The 20827-nt window shown below is 66.1% G+C and carries 19 protein-coding genes; 10 read left to right on the top strand and 9 right to left on the bottom strand.

Annotation, left to right across the window (positions count from 1 at the left end; translation table 11 throughout):
* Nucleotides 1-71: 71 nt before the first annotated feature.
* Nucleotides 72-653 (top strand): helix-turn-helix transcriptional regulator, encoded by a 582-nt coding sequence (locus NGB94_RS08210; protein ID WP_325790196.1) that lies wholly within the window; start codon nucleotides 72-74, stop codon nucleotides 651-653.
* 99 nt (nucleotides 654-752) lie between these two features.
* Nucleotides 753-1763 (top strand): intradiol ring-cleavage dioxygenase, encoded by a 1011-nt coding sequence (locus NGB94_RS08215; RefSeq protein WP_325790132.1) that lies wholly within the window; start codon nucleotides 753-755, stop codon nucleotides 1761-1763.
* A gap of 23 nt (nucleotides 1764-1786) precedes the next feature.
* On the opposite strand, the gene NGB94_RS08220 is transcribed toward NGB94_RS08215, so the two are convergent.
* Entirely contained in the window at nucleotides 1787-2437 is a 651-nt protein-coding gene (locus NGB94_RS08220) for a TetR family transcriptional regulator (RefSeq protein ID WP_325790133.1), read from the bottom strand.
* Between the two features lie 143 nt (nucleotides 2438-2580).
* Here NGB94_RS08220 and NGB94_RS08225 point away from each other — a divergent pair, with 143 nt between their 5' ends.
* The 5 genes from NGB94_RS08225 (at nucleotide 2581) to NGB94_RS08245 (ending at nucleotide 8796) form a co-directional block, all read left to right on the top strand.
* Nucleotides 2581-4251, top strand: a complete 1671-nt coding sequence (locus NGB94_RS08225) for a class I adenylate-forming enzyme family protein (RefSeq protein ID WP_325790134.1) — start codon at nucleotides 2581-2583, stop codon at nucleotides 4249-4251.
* A complete protein-coding gene (locus tag NGB94_RS08230) occupies nucleotides 4241-5011 on the top strand; it encodes an SDR family oxidoreductase (RefSeq protein WP_325790135.1) in 771 nt (256 codons plus the stop codon). Before NGB94_RS08225 ends, NGB94_RS08230 begins: the two co-directional genes overlap by 11 nt.
* On the top strand, nucleotides 5011-6261 hold the full coding sequence (locus tag NGB94_RS08235; protein WP_325790136.1) for an acyl-CoA dehydrogenase family protein: 1251 nt from the start codon (nucleotides 5011-5013) through the stop codon (nucleotides 6259-6261). Before NGB94_RS08230 ends, NGB94_RS08235 begins: the two co-directional genes overlap by 1 nt.
* Nucleotides 6258-7349 carry a phosphotransferase family protein gene (locus tag NGB94_RS08240; RefSeq protein ID WP_325790137.1) on the top strand — a complete coding sequence of 364 codons (1092 nt, stop codon included), beginning with the start codon at nucleotides 6258-6260 and terminating at the stop codon, nucleotides 7347-7349. The genes NGB94_RS08235 and NGB94_RS08240 overlap by 4 nt, the downstream gene beginning before the upstream one ends.
* 142 nt (nucleotides 7350-7491) lie before the next feature.
* A complete protein-coding gene (locus NGB94_RS08245) occupies nucleotides 7492-8796 on the top strand; it encodes an MFS transporter (RefSeq protein ID WP_325790138.1) in 1305 nt (434 codons plus the stop codon).
* Between the two features lie 71 nt (nucleotides 8797-8867).
* Here the strand turns inward: NGB94_RS08245 and NGB94_RS08250 are convergent, their stop codons facing one another.
* The 5 genes from NGB94_RS08250 to NGB94_RS08270 all read right to left on the bottom strand — a co-directional run bounded on the left by NGB94_RS08250 (nucleotide 8868) and on the right by NGB94_RS08270 (nucleotide 14599).
* The gene (locus NGB94_RS08250; RefSeq protein ID WP_418910626.1) at nucleotides 8868-10052 is read right to left on the bottom strand and encodes an IS30 family transposase; all 1185 of its coding nucleotides are present in this window, start codon (nucleotides 10050-10052) and stop codon (nucleotides 8868-8870) included.
* A gap of 109 nt (nucleotides 10053-10161) precedes the next feature.
* Nucleotides 10162-11349: an ABC transporter permease gene (locus NGB94_RS08255; RefSeq protein WP_325790140.1), complete on the bottom strand. Its 1188-nt coding sequence runs from the start codon at nucleotides 11347-11349 to the stop codon at nucleotides 10162-10164.
* Nucleotides 11346-12230 carry an ATP-binding cassette domain-containing protein gene (locus NGB94_RS08260; protein WP_325790141.1) on the bottom strand — a complete coding sequence of 295 codons (885 nt, stop codon included), beginning with the start codon at nucleotides 12228-12230 and terminating at the stop codon, nucleotides 11346-11348. The genes NGB94_RS08255 and NGB94_RS08260 overlap by 4 nt, the downstream gene beginning before the upstream one ends.
* A gap of 110 nt (nucleotides 12231-12340) precedes the next feature.
* Complete coding sequence (locus NGB94_RS08265) at nucleotides 12341-13066, bottom strand: response regulator transcription factor (RefSeq protein WP_325790142.1); 726 nt, start codon at nucleotides 13064-13066, stop codon at nucleotides 12341-12343.
* A gap of 84 nt (nucleotides 13067-13150) precedes the next feature.
* Entirely contained in the window at nucleotides 13151-14599 is a 1449-nt protein-coding gene (locus NGB94_RS08270; RefSeq protein WP_325790143.1) for a sensor histidine kinase, read from the bottom strand.
* Between the two features lie 184 nt (nucleotides 14600-14783).
* Here NGB94_RS08270 and NGB94_RS08275 point away from each other — a divergent pair, with 184 nt between their 5' ends.
* Entirely contained in the window at nucleotides 14784-15965 is a 1182-nt protein-coding gene (locus NGB94_RS08275) for a M20 family metallopeptidase (protein ID WP_325790144.1), read from the top strand.
* A 16-nt stretch (nucleotides 15966-15981) separates the two neighbouring features.
* Here NGB94_RS08275 and NGB94_RS08280 read toward each other — a convergent pair whose 3' ends face one another.
* Entirely contained in the window at nucleotides 15982-16908 is a 927-nt protein-coding gene (locus tag NGB94_RS08280) for a LysR substrate-binding domain-containing protein (RefSeq protein WP_325790145.1), read from the bottom strand.
* Nucleotides 16909-16956: 48 nt separating this feature from the next.
* Entirely contained in the window at nucleotides 16957-18264 is a 1308-nt protein-coding gene (locus NGB94_RS08285) for an MFS transporter (protein WP_325790146.1), read from the bottom strand.
* 160 nt (nucleotides 18265-18424) lie between these two features.
* Between NGB94_RS08285 and NGB94_RS08290 the strand changes: the two genes are divergently transcribed.
* Together NGB94_RS08290 and NGB94_RS08295 are read left to right on the top strand one after the other, a co-directional pair.
* Nucleotides 18425-18892 (top strand): DUF3237 domain-containing protein, encoded by a 468-nt coding sequence (locus NGB94_RS08290; RefSeq protein WP_325790147.1) that lies wholly within the window; start codon nucleotides 18425-18427, stop codon nucleotides 18890-18892.
* Nucleotides 18893-19049: 157 nt separating this feature from the next.
* Complete coding sequence (locus tag NGB94_RS08295) at nucleotides 19050-20495, top strand: APC family permease (protein WP_325790148.1); 1446 nt, start codon at nucleotides 19050-19052, stop codon at nucleotides 20493-20495.
* A gap of 70 nt (nucleotides 20496-20565) precedes the next feature.
* Here the strand turns inward: NGB94_RS08295 and NGB94_RS08300 are convergent, their stop codons facing one another.
* A complete protein-coding gene (locus NGB94_RS08300) occupies nucleotides 20566-20781 on the bottom strand; it encodes a DUF2945 domain-containing protein (protein WP_325790149.1) in 216 nt (71 codons plus the stop codon).
* Nucleotides 20782-20827 lie beyond the last annotated feature (46 nt).

Here is a 20827-nt window from a genome sequence, read left to right on the forward strand (position 1 = left end):
TAGTGATATGCGCCACAGTATCTATGCCTATAGTGGTTAGGCAAGGGATTTCTTTGAGAGAAGAGGCCGTGATGAGCCTTCGGTACGCGCTGCTGGCACTGCTGAACGTGGAGCCAATGACCGGCTATGACCTGTATAAGCAGTTCGAGTCCTCCGTTGGCTACGTCTGGCACGCACCGGATTCGCAGATTTACCCGGAGCTTCGGCGCATGGAGCGGGACGGGCTGCTGGAAGGCGAGGAAGTCGCCTGGGGCACCAAGGGCCGCAAGCGGCAGTACCACGTGACGGACGCCGGCCGGGAGGCGTTCCGGAACTGGATCAACACCCAGCTGGACTACCCGCGGGAACGCGATCCCATGCATCTCAAGGCCGCGTACCTGGAATGGGCGGATCCGGAGTCTGCCCGCAGCCAGCTGCAGGCCCACGCGGAACACTACGGTGCCCGCCTGCTGCAGTGGCAGCAGAAGATCAAGGAAATCGACGGCGGCACCTCGGACATGCTGAACCGCCGGCTGGCCACCGTTCCGGCCGGCGACCATGACCGGGTGGCGGCCTTCAAGCGGTTCACCTATGAGGGACTCACCGCTCGGGCTGAATCCGAAATCGCCTGGGCGCAGCGGGGCCTGGCGCTGCTGGACGAGCTGTACGCGTAGCCTGCCGCAGCCGCCGCTGACGGGCAGGTGCCTGCTCAGCTCGGACTCAGAAAGGCGGCCTAACCTCAATCCGGGGAAACCCGTGAGCCGAGGAGAAAAATGCCGCACAAACCAGAAAAATCCGTATATCAGGGACGCCCGCTGCCGCGCCCGCATGAGGACCTGGAGGACCAGGGGCTGGCGTTCGACGTCGGCACACTGCTTCAGCGCCGGCAGCTGCTGAAGGCCTTTGGAGTCGGCGGGCTCACCCTGGCCCTGGCCGCCTGCGGAGCTGCGTCGGAGGCTGGCGGCGGCGAGATTCCGGACGAGACGGCCGGCCCGTACCCGGGGGACGGGTCCAACGGACCGGATGTGCTGGAGCAGAGCGGAATCGTACGCAGCGATATCCGCTCCAGCTTCGGCGAATCCTCCGGAACTGCCGAGGGCATTCCGATGGCCCTGGAGCTGAGGATCACCGACCTCACCAATGGCGGTGCCCCCTTCGCCGGCGTGGCAGTGTACGTCTGGCACTGCACCCGGGAGGGCCTGTACTCAATGTATTCGGAAGGTGTGGAGGACCAGAATTACCTCCGGGGGGTCCAGATCGCAGACGCCGGCGGCGTCGTCCGGTTCACCAGCATTTTCCCTGCCTGCTACTCCGGCCGCTGGCCGCACATCCACTTTGAGGTCTATCCAGACGAAGCGTCGATCACAGATTCGGCGAACGCAATAGCAACGTCCCAGGTAGCCCTGCCTGAGGATGCCTGCAAAGCGGTGTATGCCACTGCGGGCTATGAAACCTCCGTGCGGAACCTCGCCCAGGTCACCCTGGCCAGTGACAGCGTTTTTGGCGACGACGGCGGCGTGAGCCAGCTCGGCGCCGTTACCGGCAGCATCGAACAGGGTTACTCGGTCTCCCTGACCGCCGCCGTTGATACCCGCACCGAACCTGGCGGGGGAATGGGCGGACCGGCAGGAGGAGATGCGCCCGGCGCAGGAACGGGCGGATCCGGCGGACCCGGGGGAGGGTCAGGCGGGCCCGGCGGAGCGGGCGGACCCGGCGGCGAACCGCCGGCTGGTGGTGTGCCGGGTGGCAGCGCGCCTGCCGGCGGGCCGCCTGCTGCCCCCTAGCGGCGTCGTCATCCAGCGCCTCGCTAAAGAACCCGGGCGCCCACAGCCATCCGGGCGATGACCCGGTAACGTTCGGCCAGTTCCTCCGGCGAGAGTTCACCGTCCAGGCGGAACCACTGCGCGACGCCGGTGCACATGGTTACGACGGCGGTGCCTGCCTCGCGCGGGTGCGGCGCCGTGAAAATGCCGGCGGCCGTGCCCTCTGCCAGGATCCTGTCCATAAGCCGCTGCTGCCGGTCCCGCGCCGCGATGTGGGCGGCGCGTGCGTCCGTTTCGAGGCTGCGGATTTCGCTGAACGCAATGAAGGCCTGGCCGCGGCGCCGGGCGTGGAAGAGCACCAGGCATTCCACCAGCAGGTCGAACTGCCGGGAGAGGTCGCTGCCGGCTTCGGCAACGGCCTGCTCGCTGCGGACCCACAGGTCATTCATGGCGTGGGAGGCGATGGCGACCAGCAGCGCCTGTTTCGAGGGGTAGTAGTGGTAGAGCCCGGGAACTGACAGCCCGGTGCGCGCGGCCAGCTGGCGGATGGTGGTGCCGTGGTAGCCGTGCTCCATGAAGCACTCCAGTGCGCTGGCGAGCATTGGCGGCAGGTCATCCACCGCGTAGTCGCGCCAGTCCCGGGCGGCCGGCGGCCGGGATGCGGAGCCGGGTTCCTTCGGTGCAGCTTTAGTCATCGGATCTCTTCATGGTCGAAAACTTTAGGTTGCCAAAGGGGGTTGACACTACCTTGTGACGTTCTTCACACTACTTCTACCGAGCGATCGCTCGCAAGGTTGTTGCGGAACCATGACAGGGAAGCAGGCAGGCAGTGGAGGACATGACGCTCTCACCGCCCTGGGCGGGGGCCTATCCGCCCGGGCTCTCGACCACGCTCGACGTCCGGACGGCCTCACTGGTGGATGCCTGGAAGGCCCGCGTCCAGGCCAACCCGGACGGAAAGGCGGTCGCGTACTTCGACGGCCAGCTCACCGCCGCGGAACTGGACGGGCTTTCCGATTCCTTCGCCGCCGCGCTGCAGTCCCGGGGAATCGGGCATGGAGACCGCATCGGCATTCAGCTGCAGAACATCCCGCAGTACGTAATCGCTTTCCTGGGGCTCTGGAAACTGGGCGCCGTCGCCGTGCTGATGAATCCGATGTACAAGGAACGGGAGCTGCGGCACCTGATTGAAGATTCCGGGGCAAGAGGGATCATCGCCGATGATTCGCTCTATCCGGCAACAAAGGCTGCCGCCGCAGGCAGTGCCGTCGAATGGATCCTCACCACCTCCGGCCTCGAATACCAGAGCCGCTGCGACCCCAGGGTCTTCAGCTCCACGGAACCGGCGCAGCCCTCGTCGGACGGGGACATGGCAGCCTGGATCGCTGAATTCGCCGGCCGCGCCCCGGCGACGCCCGTCCTGGCGCAGGACGACGTCGCCCTGCTGGCTTACACCTCCGGAACCACGGGAGCGCCCAAGGGCGCGATGAACACCCACGGAAACATCCTGAACGTTGCCTCGACGTGCTCCGCCTGGATGGGACTGGAACCCGGGGACACCGTGCTGGCCGTAGCGCCGCTGTTCCACATCACCGGCGCCGTCATCGATGCCGCCGCCCCGCTGCTCGCGGACACCACGCTGGTAATGGTGAACCGCACCGATCCGGCTGTGGTGGTGGACGCCTTCGCGGAACACCGGGTCACCTGCACCACCGGGTCCATCACGGTGTTCAACGCCATCTACCAGGTCCAGGACGCCGCGGAAGCGCACTTCGCCTCCGCCAAGACCCTGTACTCCGGCGGTGCTCCCATTCCGCCGGCCACCGTGGAGGCGTTCCAGGAACGCTTCGGTGCGTACATCCACAACATCTTCGGCATGACCGAAACGACGTCCGCCGTCATCGGCGTTCCGCCGGGCGTGCAGGCGCCCGTGGACCCGGCCAGCGGCAGCCTGTCCATCGGCCTTCCGCTGCCCAACGTGACGGCCCGCATCATCGATGCCGCTGGAAATCCGCTGCCGCCCGGGGAACAGGGCGAACTTGAGCTTTCCGGACCGCAGATCGTCCCCGGCTACTGGAACAACCCGGAAGCGACGGCCCGGACCATGCCCGGCGGCAGGCTTCGCACCGGCGACGTCGCCACCATGGACGAGTCCGGCTGGGTGTACATCGTGGACCGGATGAAGGACCAGATCAACGTCTCCGGGTACAAGGTCTGGCCGCGTGAGGTGGAGGACGTGCTCTACGAACATCCGGCTGTGTACGAAGCGGCCGTCGTCGGAGTGCCCGACGCCTACCGGGGTGAAACCGTGATCGCCTACGTCTCGCTGAAACCCGGCCGCACCGCGACCGAAGAAGAACTGATTGCCTTCACGAAGGAACGCCTGGCCGCCTACAAATACCCGCGGTCCGTGCACGTGATCGATGACCTGCCCAAGACGCAGACCGGCAAGATCCGCCGCCGGGAACTGCGCGAGACCCCCAAAGGAAGGATGATCCGTGGCAACTGACCGTGGGCTCCAAGGAAAAACAGCAGTCGTCACCGGCGCGAGCCGCGGGATTGGGCTCGCCATTGCGCGGGAACTCGTCTCCCACGGTGCGCGTGTCTGCATCACCGCCCGGCGCAGTGACGCGCTGAAGGAGGCGGCCGCGCAGTTCCCGGACGGCAGCGTGACCGCCGTAGCCGGCGCCTCCGATGATCCGGTCCACCGGGCCGATGTCCTGAACACGGTGGCGGCGGAATTCGGCGGGCTGGACATCCTGGTGAACAACGCCGGCATCAACCCGGTCTTCGGCCCGCTTGTGGAAATGGACCTGGATGCCGCCCGGAAGATTTTCGAGGTCAACGTCATAGGGACCCTCGCCTGGGTGCAGGACACCGTAGCCCACACCGGCCTGGGGTTCCGCGAACGCGGCGGGACGGTGGTCAATCTGTCCTCCGTCTCGGGAGACACCCCGTCTCCCGGCATCGGCCTGTACGGGATCAGCAAGGCCGCCGTTTCGCACCTGACCCGCTCCCTCGCCGTCGAACTCGGTCCGGAAATCCGGGTGAACGCGGTCTCCCCGGCCGTGGTCAAGACCCGCTTCTCCCGGGCCCTGTATGAAGGCAAGGAGGAAGCCGTTACCGGCGCCTATCCGCTGGGACGCCTCGGGACACCGGAAGACGTTGCTGCCGCCGTGACCTACCTGGTCTCCCCGGATGCCTCGTGGGTGACAGGCCAGGTCCTGACGCTCGACGGCGGCCTGCTGGCTGCCGGAGGCACCGCCTGATGGGCGCCCCCGTGCACACCGCACCCGGCCGTGCTGCTGTGGAAGACCTGCGTCTGCGCACCCGCGCGTTCATCCGGGACGTAGTCATACCGGCCGAACCCGTTCCGGGAGAAGCGCTGGCCGAGTCTGAGCGGGCCCGGCTGCAGCAGGCTGCCAAGGATGCCGGGGTCTTCGCACCGCATGTGCCGGTGGAATACGGCGGCCAGGGACTGCCGCTGCAGGACTGGCCGGAAATCTTCGAAGAAGCCGGCTATTCGCCGATCGGTCCCGTGGCCCTGAACTGCATGGCACCGGACGAAGGCAACATGCACATGCTCGAACTCATCGGCACGCAGGAGCAGAAACAGCAGTACCTGGTGCCGCTGGCAGCCGGGGACGTCCGCTCCTGCTTCGGCATGACCGAACCGCACCCGGGCGCCGGGTCGGACCCCGACGCGCTGCTGACCACCGCGGCGAAGGGCGAGGACGGCTGGCTCATCAACGGCCACAAGCGGTTCACCTCCGGCGCGCTCGGCGCCGGGTTCTGTATCGTCATGGCCCGCACAGAGGCCGACGGCGCCGCCCCCCCAGGTGCCACCATGTTCCTGGTGGACATGGACAACCCGGGCGTGCGCGTTGGGGAGCTGATCCACACCATCGACCGGACCATTGGCGGCGGGCACCCGCACGTGTACTTCGAGAACTGCGCGGTGCCGGACTCGGCGGTGCTGGGCGAACCGGGACTGGGCTTCAAATACGCGCAGGTCCGGCTCGGCCCCGCCCGGCTTACACACTGCATGCGCTGGCTCGGCCTGGCACGGCGCTCGCTGGACATTGCGCTGGACCGCACCAGCCGCCGGGAGATCTTCGGTGCCAGGCTCAGTGACCTGGGACTGGCCCAGGAACTGATTGCGCAGAGCGTGATCGACATCGAAACGTCGGCTGCCATCATCACGCGCACTGCGCAGATGCTGGCTGCTGATCCGAAAGCCGGTTCCGCGATGTCCTCCGTGGCAAAGGTGCACTGCTCCGAGGCCGTGTACCGGGTGATCGACCGCTGCGTGCAGCTCTGCGGCGGGGACGGCGTCTCCGACGGGCTGCCGCTGGCCCAGTACCTCAACGAGGTCCGGCCGTTCCGGATCTACGACGGCTCGAACGAAACCCACAAATGGGCCATCGCCCGGCGGGCCTCTGCCCGGCGGCGGAAGGAAGTGGAGGCCGGCGCGCCCTACCAGGGGAACGCCGTCGTACGCGGGGAGCAGGAACAGTGAGCGGCCTGCAGACCCGGCCAGACGGGACCGAAGTGGTGGCGGCCTCGTCCGAGGCTGCCGCACTCGAGCGTCCGCCGCTGCTGGTGCTCGACGCCGTTACCGGGTTCCTGGATGAGCACGGGCTGGGCGAGGGGGAGCTGGCGTGGGAACGCATCGGCGACGGGCAGTCCAACATCACCTACCGGATCACCCGCGGAGGGGAATCGTTCGTGCTGCGCCGCGGACCACGTCCGCCGCTTCCCCGGTCCACCCATGACATGGTCCGGGAAGCCCGGGTCCAGCAGCTGCTGTCCGGCGAAGGCATCCCGGTGCCGCAGATCCTGGCGGTCTGCAGCGATGAAACCCTGCTGGGTGTGCCGTTCTACGTCATGTCCTACCTGGACGGACACGTGATCACCGGATCCGCACCGGAACATTTGGACACCCCTAAGCGGCGCGGAGATGTCAGCCGCGCCGTCGTCGAAACCCTGGCCCGGCTGCACAGCGTGGACGTGACCGGGCCGGAGCTCTCCGGGCTGGGCCGGGCGGACGGTTACCTGGAGCGGCAGGTAAAGCGCTTCGCCGGGCTCTGGGAAGCGAACACCCTGCGGGACGTGCCGCTGGTGGCGCAGGTGGCGAAGGATCTGGGCGCAGGTGTGCCGGCGTCACAGCGTGCCTCGGTGGTGCACGGCGACTACCGGCTGGGGAACCTGATGTTCGGGCGGCAGCAGCCGGCCACGGTGACGGGGATCCTGGACTGGGAGATGGCCACCCTGGGCGACCCGCTGGCGGACCTTGGCTACCTCGTTGCGACTTACGCCGAACCCGGCGCCGAGTCCACGGTGATGGACCTGACTTCGGTGACCCGGCAACCCGGGTACTGGAGCCGGGAGGCGCTGGTGTCCGGGTACGCGGACCGGACCGGCCTCGATGTCACCGACCTGCCCTGGTACCAGGCGCTGGCGCTGTGGAAGTCGGCCATTTTCTGCGAGGCCATCTACACGCGGTACCTCAAGGGAGAGCGACCCGGCGACACCTTCGGGCCCACCCTCAAGGAGGGTGTTCCGCTGCTGCTGGAAACCGCCGCCGAAACCCTCCGGCGGAGCTAGCCTCCCGTCCCACCCTCCACCCCGCCCTCGAAAGGCCACTTACGGCTCTTTTGAGGCCCCAAACGAGCCGTAACTGGCCTTCCGAGGGGATGCGACCAACCCGCTCGACTCACCCCGATGCAACACTGGCAAAGGAGCCATCATGTCTGCACAGTCTTCTGCCGCCCTTCCGGCGAACCCGGCGTCAGCCGCCGCGGGAAAGAAAAAGTCGCTGCTGGCGACCACGGCCGGCAACATCCTGGAGTGGTATGAGTGGAGCGCCTACGCGGTGTTCGCCCCGTTCATCGCCGCTGCCATGTTCAACCCGGACGACCCGGTTTCCGCACTGCTGTCCACGCTCGCCGTGTTCGCCGTCGGCTTCCTGATGCGCCCGCTGGGCGGGATCGTGTTCGGCCGGGTCGCCGACCGCAGAGGCCGCAAGTTCGTCCTGATCACCACCATGCTCATGATGGCCGGCGGATCCCTGGTGATCGGCCTGATGCCCAGCTACGAGACGGTCGGCGTCTGGGCCTCGGTCATCCTGCTCGCGGCGCGGATCGGCCAGGGCTTCGCGCACGGCGGCGAGTCGGCCACTGCCAATACCTACATCGCCGAGATCGCACCTCACCACCGCCGCGGCATGTGGGGCAGCATCGTGTTCGTGGCGATCTTCGCCGGCTCAATCCTGGCCTACACCGTGGGCGGTTCGGTCACCGCGGTGCTGGGGGAGAGCGCCGTTGCTGAGTGGGGCTGGCGGATTCCGTTCATCCTTGGTGCCTTCCTGGCGCTCGCCGCCCTGTACCTGCGCAAGGGCATGCTGGAAAGCGAGGTGTTCGACGACGCCGCTGCTGCCGGTGCGGAGGCACCGGCGCCGCTGCCGCGCTGGCAGATTGTCCGGGCCGTCCTCCTCATGATTGCCATGACCTCGGGCATCACGGCGGCGCACTACACCTGGACGTCCTACGCCAGTACGTACGCGATCACGCAGCAGGACATGCCTGCCGCATCGGCGTACTGGATGTCCGTCATCGCACAGCTGATTGCCCTGATTTCCCTGCCGTTCTGGGGCAGGCTCTCGGATTCGGTGGGCCGGCGGCCGCTGATGCTCGCCTTCGCCGCCCTGATGATCCTGCTGCAGCTGCCGCTCATGGGCCTGATCAGTTCCGCCCCGTGGACCCTGCTGGCGGCGTCTTCGCTGGCGCTCGTCGTCGTCGCGATTCCCGGTGCCCTGCTCTCGGCAACCCTGTCGGAGAACTTCCCCACCCGCGTGCGGACCCAGGGGATCGGGTTCGCCTACTCGGTCTCCGTGGCCGTCTTCGGCGGCACGGCTCCGTACCTGAACGCGCAGCTGATCGAGTGGAATGTGGGCTGGATGTCCAGCGTCTACATCATGGTCCTCTGCGGCTGCACCGCCGTCGCCGTCTGGCTGATGCCCGAGACCAAGGGAATCGACCTCAAGGACGCGTAGCCCGCCGCCGAGAGGCCAGTTACGGCTCGTATGAGCGCGGTGAAGTCAAGTGGTGGGTGCAACGCTGGGGGTTAGGCTGCTGGTTGCAGCAGCATGTTCAGCCGGTTGGCTGGGGTGTCCATGTCCAGGGTTGGTCTGGGTCTGCGGTTGAGCTTTGCTGCGATGCGGTCCAGATCGTTCTGGGTGTGGGCGGAGAGGTCGCTGCCTTTCTCGAACCAGAACCTCAGCAGCCGGTTAGTGTTCTCGTTCGTTCCGCGCTGCCAGGGTGAGTGCGGGTCGCAGAAGTAAACCTTCGTATCCAGTGCGGTCTGGATCCGGGTGTAGTGCGCCAGCTCGGTTCCGCGGTCCCAGGTGATCGACAGGCGCAGGTGCTCCGGGAGCCTGCCCATCTGATCGATCATCGCTGCTGCCACCGTCTCGGCGCTGTGGTCCCCGGGCAGGTGCAGCAGGATCGTGAACCGGGTGCTGCGCTCGACCAGAGTTCCGATCGCGGTGGAGTTCGCCCCGATAATCAGGTCTCCTTCCCAGTGTCCGGGCACCGCACGATCCTCTACCTCGGCCGGACGCTGACTGATCCTGAACGCGTCTTTGTAGGGGCTGTTGCGGTGCCGGTCAGCACTGTGCGGGACGCGGGCTTTGCGTTTCAGGCTCAGTTTCCGGGCCAGATCGGTGCGCAGGGTCCCGCGGGCCTGAACGTAAAGGGCCCGGTAAATCGTCTCGTGGCTCACCTGCATAGTCTGATCATCCGGGAAATAAAACGCCAGCATGGAGGAGATCAGCCGCGGACTCCACCCGTCGTCCATGAACAGGGCGATCAGCTCGCCAAGACCCTCGGCCTGGGCGAGCTTCAACGGTTTGGGCCGGCGCCTGGCCTGGTGCGCTTTGGCATGGGCCGCTGAGGCGTAATACACCCCGTCAGCGCCGCTGTTGCGCTGCACTTCCCGCCAAATCACCGATCTGTCCCGCCCGGTCAGCTCCCCGATCCGGGCATAGGAGAGACCCGAACGCCGGCCCATCTGGATCATTCCCCGCTCAGCCAGACTCAGTGCACGGCCCGGCCCGGTCCCGTCCGGAGCCCGGTCCAGCAAACCACCGACCCTGCCGTCATGTACTTTCATCTGACCAGACTGGGCCCACCACCTCCTGCCACCGGTGCGTGACACACCCAGCCGGCGAGCCGCTTCGCCAACAGGGACACCCGAACACACCAAGTCCACAAAATCCGTTCGGACATGTGAGGCAAAGACCTTGACCATCAAACGCTCCATCAATCAGAACGTTGCAACGACCATATGACTTCACCCGCTCAAACCAGCCGTAACTGGCCTCTCGATGGGTGGCAGGGGGGGATGAGGCGGGGAGCGGCTACTGCTCCAGCTTCATCGCCTTGCGCAAGGTCAGCGCACCGCCGCCCTGCATCACTGCCCGGCGGTAGATCTTCTCGCCGAAGCGCAGCAGCGCATACGCAGCGGCCAGGGCAATGGCCAGGGACACGAAGGTCTGCCACAGCGGCACCTCCCCGCCGAGCATCCGCACCGGCATCGCCACGGTGGAAATGACCGGAACAAAGGAGGCCACCACCAGGAGCTGGCCCTTGGCGAAGAGCCCGGCGAACAGCGCCGCGATGATCACGGTCAGCACCGGACCGGAGCTGTTGTTCAGGTCCTCGGACCGGGATGCCATGGAGCCGAGCATGGCCCACAGGGAGGCCAGGATCAGGAAGCCCACCAGGAAGAAGACCAGGAACCAGCCCGACGCCGGGATGATGGTGCTGACCGAGTCCGCGGTTCCGGTGAAGGTCAGGGCGAGCAGTGCCGCTCCGGCGTAGAGGGCCAGCTGGATCATGGCCAGGATGGTGTTGCCGGCGACCTTGCCGTACAGCAGCTGGCGGATCGGAATGGCGGTGGCGAGGATTTCCACCACGCGGTTCTGCTTTTCCTCCAGGACGGAGGTAGCGATCGCCATGCCGAACACGATCGCGGCCATGTAGAACAGTAAGCCGAACACGAACCCGGTGAACTGGGCAACGAACTGGTTTTCAGCGTTGCCGTTCAGCAGGGCGGTCTCGAATTCGCTGCCTTCCAGCAGAGCTTCCGGTGTTGTTCCCGCCTCTGCGGCATTGATCTGGAGAGCGTAGGCACGCAGGGCCTCGGCGATGCCCTGCTGCAGACCGGTGGACAGTTCTTCGTTGCCGGTCAGGATCCATTGGCCGTCTGCCTCGCGGGTCAGCGCGGCGTCGGCCTCTTCACTGCTGACCAGTTCCTCGGCCGCGTCGGCGCCGGAGGCTTCCACCGCCTGGAAACTGGTGTTGCCGCCGTCGGCCTGGCCGGCTTCATTCGCCGCGTCAACGACAGTGGTGGCGGCGGAATCGGAGACCGCAACGGTGTACTCCTCCGCCTTGCTGCTCATGTAGGCATTGAAGACGACGACGCCGACGATCAGCACCAGCGTGACGAGCGTGGAGATGAGGTAGCTGCGGTCGCGGGCCTTGACCATGACCTCGCGGAGGGTGACGATCGCCCACGCCGGGGTGGGCCGGGATACGGTGCTCATGCTGCGGTGACCTCACGGTAGATTTCGCTCAGGGACGGACGGATCGGGGCGAATTCCTCAACGGAACCCCGGGTCAGGGCGGTGGCCAGCAGGCGCTGGCGCGCGTCGTCGTCGTCGAACTGGAGGATGGCAGTGGGGCCGGCAACGTCCAGGACCCGCACGCCCGGTTCATCGCGCACCCAGCCGGCATCCGGGGAGATAGTGAGGCGGTGCCGGTTGACCGCTTTGGCACGCAGGTCGTCACCGGTGCCGGAGGCAATCACCTTGCCCTGCTGCAGCACAACCATGTTGTCGCAGAGCCGGTCCACGAGGTCCAGCTGGTGGCTGGAGAAGAGCACCGGAACTCCGGCGGACGTGCGTTCGCGCAGCAGTTCCACCATTGAATCCACGGCAACCGGGTCCAGGCCGGAGAACGGTTCGTCCAGGATCAGCACTGTGGGCTTGTGCAGCAGGGATGCGGCGATCTGCACCCGCTGCTGGTTGCCCAGCGAGAGGGACTCCAGTTTGTCCTTGGTGCGTCCGCCCAGCCCAAAGCGCTCCAGCAGTTCGACGGCGCCCTTCCGGGCATCAGCCGAGCTCATCCGGTGCAGCTGGCCCAGGTACACCAGCTGGTCCAGGATCGGCTGCTTGGGGTAAAGGCCGCGTTCTTCGGGCATGTAGCCGAAGCTGGAGCGCGTTTCGGCGTCCAGGGGAGCGCCGTCCAGCAGGATCTCGCCGGACGTGGTGCTGAGCACGCCCATGATCATGCGCATGGTGGTGGTCTTGCCGGCACCGTTGGCGCCGACGAAACCGGTCATTTGGCCCGAAGGGATGTCAAAGGTCACCGAGTCGACGGCGGTTTTGTCACCGAACCTTCGGGTGAGATTGCGGACCTGCAGCATGGGGGTACTGCTCCTTTTCCCGGCGAGCCGGACAGTTGTTCGAAAGTAACTGCCTCAAGCCTAGGGAAGGGAGCACGACGGCGGATCGGCCGTCAGGCGGAAGCTGCGGCCTACGCCTCGCGCCCGGACTCACCCGGAAGAATGAGTCCGGATTCGTAGGCGAAAACCACCGCCTGCACCCGGTCACGTACCTGGACCTTGCCCAGCAGGTTGGAAACATGTGTCTTGACGGTAGCCTCCGCAACGAACATGCGGGATGCGATTTCGGCGTTGCTGAGTCCGGCCGCCACCAGCTCCAGCACCTCCCGTTCGCGGGTGGTCAGGGAAGCGAGGAGGCGCTGCTGGGCGGGGTCGGGCTGGGGTCCGGCGGCGGGGCCGGCAGGTGCCGCGGCGGTGTTCCGTTCGGCCTCCAGCTGGCGGGCGAAGCGCTCGATCACCCGCACGGTTACCTCCGGGGCGAGCAGCGCGTGCCCGCAGGCAACCGAATGGACTGCGCCAACCAGGTCATCGGGGTCGGCGTTTTTGAGCAGGAACCCGCTGGCTCCGGCCTGGATGGCGTCGAAGAGGTAGTCGTCGCGTTCGAAGGTGGTGAGGATGATGACCTTGGCCCGGTCTGCCGCCACGATCTGCTCGGTGGCCCGGATACCGTCCAGCACGGGCATCTGCACGTCCATCAGGATGATGTCCACGTCATTGGCCGAGGCGAAGTCCACGGCCTCCTGCCCGTTGGCCACTTCACCCACCACTTCGATCTCATCCTCGACGGAGAGCATCATGGCGAAGCCGGCGCGTACCAGCGCCTGGTCGTCGGCAAGCAGAACACGGATCGGTTCCATTCATTCCTCAAAGATCATGGCCGGCCCGGTGCCGTCCCCCGGAATCACCCTATCGGCTAGGCCGCCGGGCGGGGCAAGCAGGTGTCAGCGCAGCGTAAAGCGCACGCGCACCCGCCACCCGCCGCCGTCGCGCGGGCCAATGTCAGTAATCCCGCCGTGCAGGGCCGCCCGTTCGCGGATGCCGCGCAGCCCGTAACCGGTGCCGCCCGTGCCCTGGCGCGGACGGCCGTCGTCGACCGTCTCAACTTCCACCCAGCGCAGGGCCGGTGAATCAGGACCTGCCGGTGTGCTCCCGCTGCGCAGGGCAACGACGGCGCTGCCGGCGGTGGAATGGCGCCGGATGTTCGCCAGGGATTCCTGGATGGTGCGGTAGACGGAGAGCGCGAGCGGTGCGGAGAGGTTCTCCAGCACGCCTGGTTCGTGCTCGGCGCGGTGGAACTTCACGTCCAGGCCGTTGTGGCGGTAGTCCTCCAGGAGCTGGGGAATCTCGTCCAGCCCGGGTTCCGGCTGGCGCTGGACCGGTCCGTCCGTTTCGGCATCGGAAGAGCGCAGGACGCCTAGCAGTGAACGCATTTCCGCGACGGCATCGCGGCTGGAAGCTTCAATGGTCTGCAGCGCCCCGGCGGCGGCGTCGGGCTTCTTTTCCAGGACCCGGCGGGCAGCGCCGGCCTGGATGCCGATCACCGAGATGTGGTGAGCCACGACGTCGTGCAGTTCCCGGGCGATGCGCAGCCGCTCCTCAATGACGGCCTTGCGGGCCAGGTCAGCGGCCTGGGCTTCGAGCTGGACGGCCTGTTCGGCGAGCTGCTCGCGCTGGTGGGCACTGCGCCAGGAGTTCATGCCGAACATCAGCGCCCCGCCGAAGTACGCGGCGTTGAGCATAAACGAGTACAGCACGTAGGAGGTCACGGGCGGGAAGAGGCCCATGGGCTCATTGGAATCGAGGCTGAACGTTTTCAGGATTTCGTCATAGCTGTTGGAAAGCGTGAAGCCCAGGACGATCCACAGGAACATTGCGGTGACTACCACCGTGACCGCGAGCCACAGTACGCGGCGGTTGCGTGCCCAGGCGGCGGCACTGTAGAGGGAAGCGAAGTAGGCGGCCTGGAAACCGAGTGTCTGGCTGATTGGCGGGAACGTGACGCCTACGACGATGAACGCAGTGGAACCGAGCAGCATCGTGGCGATGGGGAAACGGCGGCGGAAGAGCAGGATCACGAAGATGGACGCCTGCACCAGATGCTGCACCCACGCATTGGCGGAGTCTTCCCCGCCGAAAGCGAACCCGCGCATGAACTCCAGCATCACGGCGCTGAGAAGCAGGGCGACGGCGACGCCGATGACGTCGCGTCGGTACCCGTCCGGCCCGGGGGCCGGGCGTTCCCAGTCGTCCTCGGAGTGCCACGGGAGGCTGAGCCGGAGCTTCCGGATACGCCCGGCGAGGCCGCCGCGGGTGTCTCCGGACGCCGTCGTTGCCTGCTCCTGCGAAGCCGGGCCGGCTGTGTCCGTTCCAGGCGGCTGCGTTTCGATCATGGCCAACAGTCTAGGTCCGTACCCGCTGCGGATGGATCCGCCGCAGGATGGAGGCCGGGAGGCTGCGAATTGGCGGAGTGGCTTCGGTTCCGGGCCTGTGACAAGTGCCTTTGTGTGCGCGGGGTGGTTTACTTCCACGCAGGGACCGAAGTCCCTTCACCGCTGTGCTGGATAAACCGTGAGGATGAGGATGTTTGCTGCTGAGGGCCAGGACCTGCTGCCGGAATTGGTGTCCCTGCGCCGGGATATCCACCGTCATCCCGAGGTTGGCCTGCACCTGCCGCGGACCCAGGAGAAGATCCTGGATGCGCTGGACGGGCTGGGGCTGGAGATCACCACGGGCAAGGCGCTCAGCTCGGTGACGGCTGTGCTGCGCGGCGGCGAGGACGGGCCCTCGGTCCTGCTGCGCGGAGACATGGACGCCCTGCCGGTGGAGGAACTCACGGACCTTGAATACGCCTCCACCAACGGGGCGATGCATGCCTGCGGCCACGACCTGCACGTTGCCGGCCTGGTCGGAGCCGCGCGGCTGCTTGCGGCACAGCAGCGGGACATTTCCGGGAACGTGATCTTTATGTTCCAGCCCGGGGAAGAGGGCGACGGCGGTGCAGGGCTGATGATCGAGGAGGGCGTGCTGGAGGCGGCAGGGGAAAAGCCTGTTGCCGCGTACGGTGTGCACGTCCGGCCCGGTCCGCTGGGTGTCTTCCGGACCCGGCCGGGAACCCTGATGGCCGGAGCCAACGAGCTGCGGATCACGGTGCACGGCTCCGGGGGACACGGCTCCCAGCCGCACAACGCCCTTGACCCGGTGCCGGCCCTGGTTGAAATCGCCGCTGCACTGCAGGTGATGGCGACCCGCAAGTTCTCCGTCTTTGATCCGATCGTCCTGACCGTCACCCAGCTCGAAGCCGGACGTGCCATCAATGTCATTCCGGACACGGCCCGCCTCGGTGCCAGCGTCCGCACGCTTTCCGCCGAATCCGTGGACCGGCTGATTGTGGAGACCAAGGCGCTCGCGGACGGCATTGCCGCTGCCCACGGCTGCACCGCGGAAGTCAGCTTCGAGATCCTGTATCCGATGACCGAGAACGATCCGTCCCGGACCTTCGAAGCGATCCGGGAGCTGAGGGAACTCTTCGGCGAGGAACGCGTCATCCAGTCCCGCGACCCCCTGATGGGTTCCGAGGATTTCTCCCTGGTACTGCAGAAAATCCCCGGCGCTTTCCTGTTCCTGGGTGCTACTCCGCCCGACGTGGATCCGGAGACTGCTGCGTGGAACCATTCCCCGCGGGTGCTCTTCGACGACTCAGTGCTGGCCGACCAGGCCGCGGCTCTGGCCCAGCTGGCGTTCAACCGGCTGACCTAGCCTGCGGGACCCAGCGTCAGCTGTGGCTGGGATACAGGGCTTCCGGAGCGTAGGAGTCGACGTTTTGCTGTGCGAGCTCGATGAAGCGCCGGGCTTTCGCAGACAGTGTGCGGCCGGTGGGCCAGACTACGGACACGCGCTCCAGGTGCGGCTGGGGGTCCAGTGCGCGGGCGAGTACCGGCAGGCCTTCGTAGCTGGATGGATTCCGCGGACGCTGAATGAACAGTGAATACCCAAGTCCCTGGGCAACCAGTGAACGGGCCAGTTCGAAGTGCCGGGTCCGGTGCCGAATCGTGGGTGAGAGGCCCTGGGCAGTGAAGTAGGAGAGGATGTCATCGGCGCTGGGCGGGGCATCGAGGAGGATCATCGGTTCGTTCTCAAGATCCTTTGCCCGGACCACCTCGTTTTCAGCGAGGGGGTGTCCGGCCGCGAGGATCACGTGCATCGCGGTGTCATACAGCCGGGCTGTCTCCACCCTGCGGTCCAGGTGCATGTTGTACATGATGGCGAGTTCCAGGTCCCCGGCCTTCAGCTGCTGCAGCAGGGTCTCCTGGTCGGTGGGATGAATGCTCAGTTCCACGTCCGGGTGCAGACGCTCGAACAGTTTCACCAGCTGCGGGAGGATCGTGGGTGCCAGTGACGGGTAGCAGCCGACGGCGAGTGGTCCCGCGAGCTCCCGTGCACCGGCAGCCGCCTCCAGGTTCTCCGCCGACCGCAGCAGGGACAGTGCCTGCTCAAACACGTACTGTCCGCTGGCCGTCAGTATCACGCCGTGTGACTTGTGCCGGGTGCACAGCTGGGACTTCAGGACCCGCTCCAGCTCATCCAGCGCGGCAGCCATGGCCGACCGCGAGACATGTTCCCTCGCGGCAGCAGCGCTGATGCTCCCGGTGGAAGCGATGGCACAGAAGTAGCGCAGCTGGCGCAGGGTGAAATGGCTCATCGGTACCGCCTGGAAGCTGGGTCCCGGCGGCACTTCCGGGACCAGGGTCTAGTCCAGGCGGCGGTTCCGGGTCTCGGGCATGGTCACGATGACCACCGTACTGACGGCGCACAGGACCATGATGTAGACAACAAATATCACATGCAGTCCTATGCTCGAGAGCCAGGTATTGAGGTACGGTGCGGTGCCCCCGAAGACGGCGCCCGAGGTCGCGTAGGCAATGCCGATCAGTGTTGCCCGCAGCCGGGTGGGAACAAGTTCCGCGAATACGGCTCCGAGCGGTGCGCAGTTCGCGGCCAGCAGGATGGATGCCAGCGCAACGGTTCCGAACAATGAGAAGGGACTCGAGCCCAGTCCGAATTCAAGCGGAATGGCCGCGAGGAAGAAGCCGATACTGAACACCAGCAGGACCGGACGGCGTCCCCAGCGGTCCGAGGCCGCGCCCATCAGTGGAATTGCGAGCAGGAAGACCGCCTGGCCGCAGAGGCCGGCGACCAAAGCTGATGTGGGGTTCATGCCGTGCACTGACACGGCATAACCGGGAGCGAAGATGAACCAGGTGTAGAAGGCCACTACGCCGCTGATTGTCAGTCCAACGATCTGCAGGGTTCCGCGGCGGTTGACGGCGAGCTGACGCAGGGTCCAGCGGATCCCCGTCTGGTGGTCGGACTTGGCTGCGGCGTTGGCCTCATAGACGGAGGACTCGGTCATGGTGCGCCGGATATAGATGGCGTAGAGCCCCAGCACTGCGCCGATCGCGAAGGGAATACGCCATCCATAGCTGGCCATGTCCTCTTCGGAAAGCACTGCGGTCAGGACAGCGCCCAGTCCGGTGGCCAGCATCGACCCGACACCCACTCCGATCCACGGGCTGGAAGCCCACAGCCCGCGCCGCCCTTCCGGGGCCACTTCGGCGAGGTAGGTGAAGGCGGATCCGGTTTCACCTCCGTGGGAAAGCCCCTGAACCAGGCGTGCCAGGAGAAGGAGGATTGAGGCAAAGACCCCGATGGCGTCGAAGTTCGGCGCCACTGCAATCACCAGGCTGCCCAAGGCCGCCAGGGCGATGGCCAGCGTCAGGCTAAAACGCCGTCCCTTTTCGTCGGCGATCCGTCCGAAAAGCCAGCCGCCGATCGGGCGCATGAGGAATCCGACCGCAAAAATGGCCAGCGTAGAGAGAAGCGCTGAAACCGGATTGTCCGTTTTGAAAAACTGGGCTGCGAAGAAAGGCGCGAAGATCGCGTAGATATTCCAGTCGAACCATTCAAGGGTGTTGCCGATATTGACGGCAACAAGATCGCGCCGCCGCTTGCCGGTGCTGACTCCGGATGCTCCGGTGTTCGTAACCGTGGGACTCATTGCTCCTCCGTTGCAGCGTGGGTCTGCGCCTGCCGCCGGCAGGCATCCATGGACCAACTATCAGAGCAATAGTTGAGAAGGTCAACGGTATAAAACCGGCCTCTGATGCCGGAAAAACAGTCATCGCGCCGCGGTTGCTGCAGGCGATAGCCTCATGCACATGTCTCCAGCACCTCCCGCTATTACATATCTGGCAACTGTTTCGGTCCTTGTGGGCGAGCCCATTGAGGTTGGCCGCACGTCCGCCGGCCTCCGGCGGATCATTCCCATCCTGGGCGGAAAGGTCGAAGGACCTGCGCTGCGCGGCACTGTGCTTCCCGCCGGCGCGGATTTCCAGCTTCTCCGGACCTCCACGCTGACTGAGCTGGAAGCCAAATACGCGATCGAAACTGACGACGGCGAACGCCTCTATGTGAACAACTTCGGACTGCGCTCGGGCAGCGAGGAGGATATCGCCGCGCTGCTGCGCGGTGAGCCTGTGGCGCCGGAGCGAATCTACTTCCGGTGCACCCCAAAGATCGAAGCGCCCGACGGCGGCGCGTGGGCCTGGCTCTCCAGCCGCATCCTGATCGGCACCGGCGTCCGGCTTCCCGATGAGGTGCGACTGGAGATCTACACGGTGGACTGACCCGGCTTCCTCGCAGGCTAGAAGACGCATAGCGCTTCACGGGACCAGCCCAAAACTGAGCGAAACATTAGGAATGCCCGTACCGCACCAGTAGCGTGAGTGGGCAATTTTATTTCGGTGCCCATGCGGCACAGCTCTACAGAAAGGGGGTGTCGGCGTGTCCGCAGCAGAAACCGGAACCGAACCCTCACTCAAGAAGGTCCTGGGCCGCATAGACGTGCTGGCACTGGGGTTCGGCGCCATGATCGGCTTCGGCTGGGTCGTGCTCACGGGGGACTGGCTCTCCAGCGCCGGCACCGGCGGGGCGATCCTCGCGATGCTGACCGGCGGCGTCATCATGGCGATCGTGGGCCTGACCTACGCCGAACTGTGCGCCGCAATGCCCAAGGCCGGCGGTGAACACAACTACATCATGCGGGCCATGGGTCCGCGCACGTCCTTCATTGGCTCCTGGGCGATCATCGGCGGCTATGTCACGATCGTGGCGTTCGAAGCCGTCGCCCTGCCCCGGACGGTGCAGTACATCTTCCCGGACCTCAGCCAGATTCCGCTCTGGACCGTTGCCGGGTTCGAGGTCCACCTGACCTGGGCCCTGGTAGGCGCCATTGCCGCCGTCGTCATTACCTGGATCAACATCCGCGGCGTCAAGGAAGCCGGCATCGTGCAGACCTTCGTGGTGCTGTTCCTGCTGGCGATCGGCGTCGTAATGATCTTCGGGTCCTTCACCGGCGGCAGCGCCGCCAACATGGATCCCTGGTTCACCGGGGGCATGACCGGCTTCTTCGCCGTGCTTGTTGTGGTGCCGTTCCTCTTCATCGGCTTCGACGTGATTCCGCAGTCCGCCGAGGAAGTGAACATTCCGGCCCGGCAGATCGGCCGGCTTGTTGTCGTCTCGGTCATCCTGGCGACCATCTGGTACGTGATGGTCATCCTCACCACGTCCTCCGCCATGCCTGCCTCGAAGCTGGCCGGTACCGACATCGCCACCGCAGACGCCGTGGGCGCCATGTTCGGTTCCGACTTCATGGCCAAGATCCTGATCGCGGGCGGCATCGCCGGCATCCTGACCTCCTGGAACTCGCTGCTGATGGGTGCCTCGCGCCTGATGTACTCGCTGGCCCGCTCCGGCATGCTGCCGGCGTGGTTCGGCCGCCTGCACCCGAAGTACCACACACCGCACAATGCCCTGCTGTTCATCGGCGGCCTCAGCGTGCTGGCACCGTTCGGCGGAGCCGAAATGCTCGGCTGGCTGGTGGACTCCGGCGCGCCCAGCATCGTGCTCGCCTACACCCTGGTCGCCGTGTCATTCCTGATCCTGCGCCGCCGCGAACCGCAGATGGACCGGCCGCTGCGCGTCGGCGGCAAGGGCAAGGGCGGCATTGTGATCGGCATAGCCGCTGCCATCCTGGGCACCGCCCTGTTCAGCCTCTACATGCCCGGCATGCCCGCCGAGCTGGGGATTGAACCCTGGCTGCTCTTCGGCGCCTGGTGGGTCATTGGCCTGATCTTCTTCTTCCGGGTTCCCGGCGGCATCAAGGCCGGCCCGGATGCGGAGGAGCACGTCCTGGCCAAGCTCCGTGCTAAGACGGGAACGCGCGCCTAGGCACGCGCAAGCATAACGACGGCGGCGGTTTCCCGGGCGGGGAGGCCGCCGCCGTCGTTTTGCGCAGGGGCTACTGGCCCAGGCGCCTCAGCGCATCGGCCCGGTGGACGGCGTGCAGGGCGGTGGCATCGCTGCGCACCTTGTACTGCGGGTCATCTTCCGAACACAGCCGGCGCCGGCCCATGAACTCGAAATCGGTGGTGTGGACTTCGGTCACTTCACCGGTAACGGCACCCGTGCGCGAGTTCCACCGCACCCGGTCGCCTACCTGAAATTGCTCACTCATGCGCAGATTCATAACACCTCAGCGGCCGCCGTGTAACGAGTAGCGG

This window comes from Arthrobacter koreensis, from assembly GCF_035792275.1.
Taxonomy (GTDB): Bacteria; Actinomycetota; Actinomycetes; order Actinomycetales; family Micrococcaceae; genus Arthrobacter_B; species Arthrobacter_B koreensis_A.

Bases quoted from the DNA above. Each gene is read 5' to 3' on its own strand.
- NGB94_RS08255 (WP_325790140.1), bottom strand. From the start codon at position 11,349: ATGAGCACCGTATCCCGGCCCACCCCGGCGTGGGCGATCGTCACCCTC.
- NGB94_RS08215 (WP_325790132.1), top strand. From the start codon at position 753: ATGCCGCACAAACCAGAAAAATCCGTATATCAGGGACGCCCGCTGCCG.
- NGB94_RS08265 (WP_325790142.1), bottom strand. From the start codon at position 13,066: ATGGAACCGATCCGTGTTCTGCTTGCCGACGACCAGGCGCTGGTACGC.
- NGB94_RS08220 (WP_325790133.1), bottom strand. From the start codon at position 2,437: ATGACTAAAGCTGCACCGAAGGAACCCGGCTCCGCATCCCGGCCGCCG.
- NGB94_RS08275 (WP_325790144.1), top strand. From the start codon at position 14,784: ATGAGGATGTTTGCTGCTGAGGGCCAGGACCTGCTGCCGGAATTGGTG.
- NGB94_RS08290 (WP_325790147.1), top strand. From the start codon at position 18,425: ATGTCTCCAGCACCTCCCGCTATTACATATCTGGCAACTGTTTCGGTC.
- NGB94_RS08245 (WP_325790138.1), top strand. From the start codon at position 7,492: ATGTCTGCACAGTCTTCTGCCGCCCTTCCGGCGAACCCGGCGTCAGCC.
- NGB94_RS08250 (WP_418910626.1), bottom strand. From the start codon at position 10,052: ATGGTCAAGGTCTTTGCCTCACATGTCCGAACGGATTTTGTGGACTTG.
- NGB94_RS08210 (WP_325790196.1), top strand. From the start codon at position 72: ATGAGCCTTCGGTACGCGCTGCTGGCACTGCTGAACGTGGAGCCAATG.
- NGB94_RS08270 (WP_325790143.1), bottom strand. From the start codon at position 14,599: ATGATCGAAACGCAGCCGCCTGGAACGGACACAGCCGGCCCGGCTTCG.
- NGB94_RS08300 (WP_325790149.1), bottom strand. From the start codon at position 20,781: ATGAGTGAGCAATTTCAGGTAGGCGACCGGGTGCGGTGGAACTCGCGC.
- NGB94_RS08285 (WP_325790146.1), bottom strand. From the start codon at position 18,264: ATGAGTCCCACGGTTACGAACACCGGAGCATCCGGAGTCAGCACCGGC.
- NGB94_RS08260 (WP_325790141.1), bottom strand. From the start codon at position 12,230: ATGCTGCAGGTCCGCAATCTCACCCGAAGGTTCGGTGACAAAACCGCC.
- NGB94_RS08225 (WP_325790134.1), top strand. From the start codon at position 2,581: ATGACGCTCTCACCGCCCTGGGCGGGGGCCTATCCGCCCGGGCTCTCG.
- NGB94_RS08235 (WP_325790136.1), top strand. From the start codon at position 5,011: ATGGGCGCCCCCGTGCACACCGCACCCGGCCGTGCTGCTGTGGAAGAC.
- NGB94_RS08280 (WP_325790145.1), bottom strand. From the start codon at position 16,908: ATGAGCCATTTCACCCTGCGCCAGCTGCGCTACTTCTGTGCCATCGCT.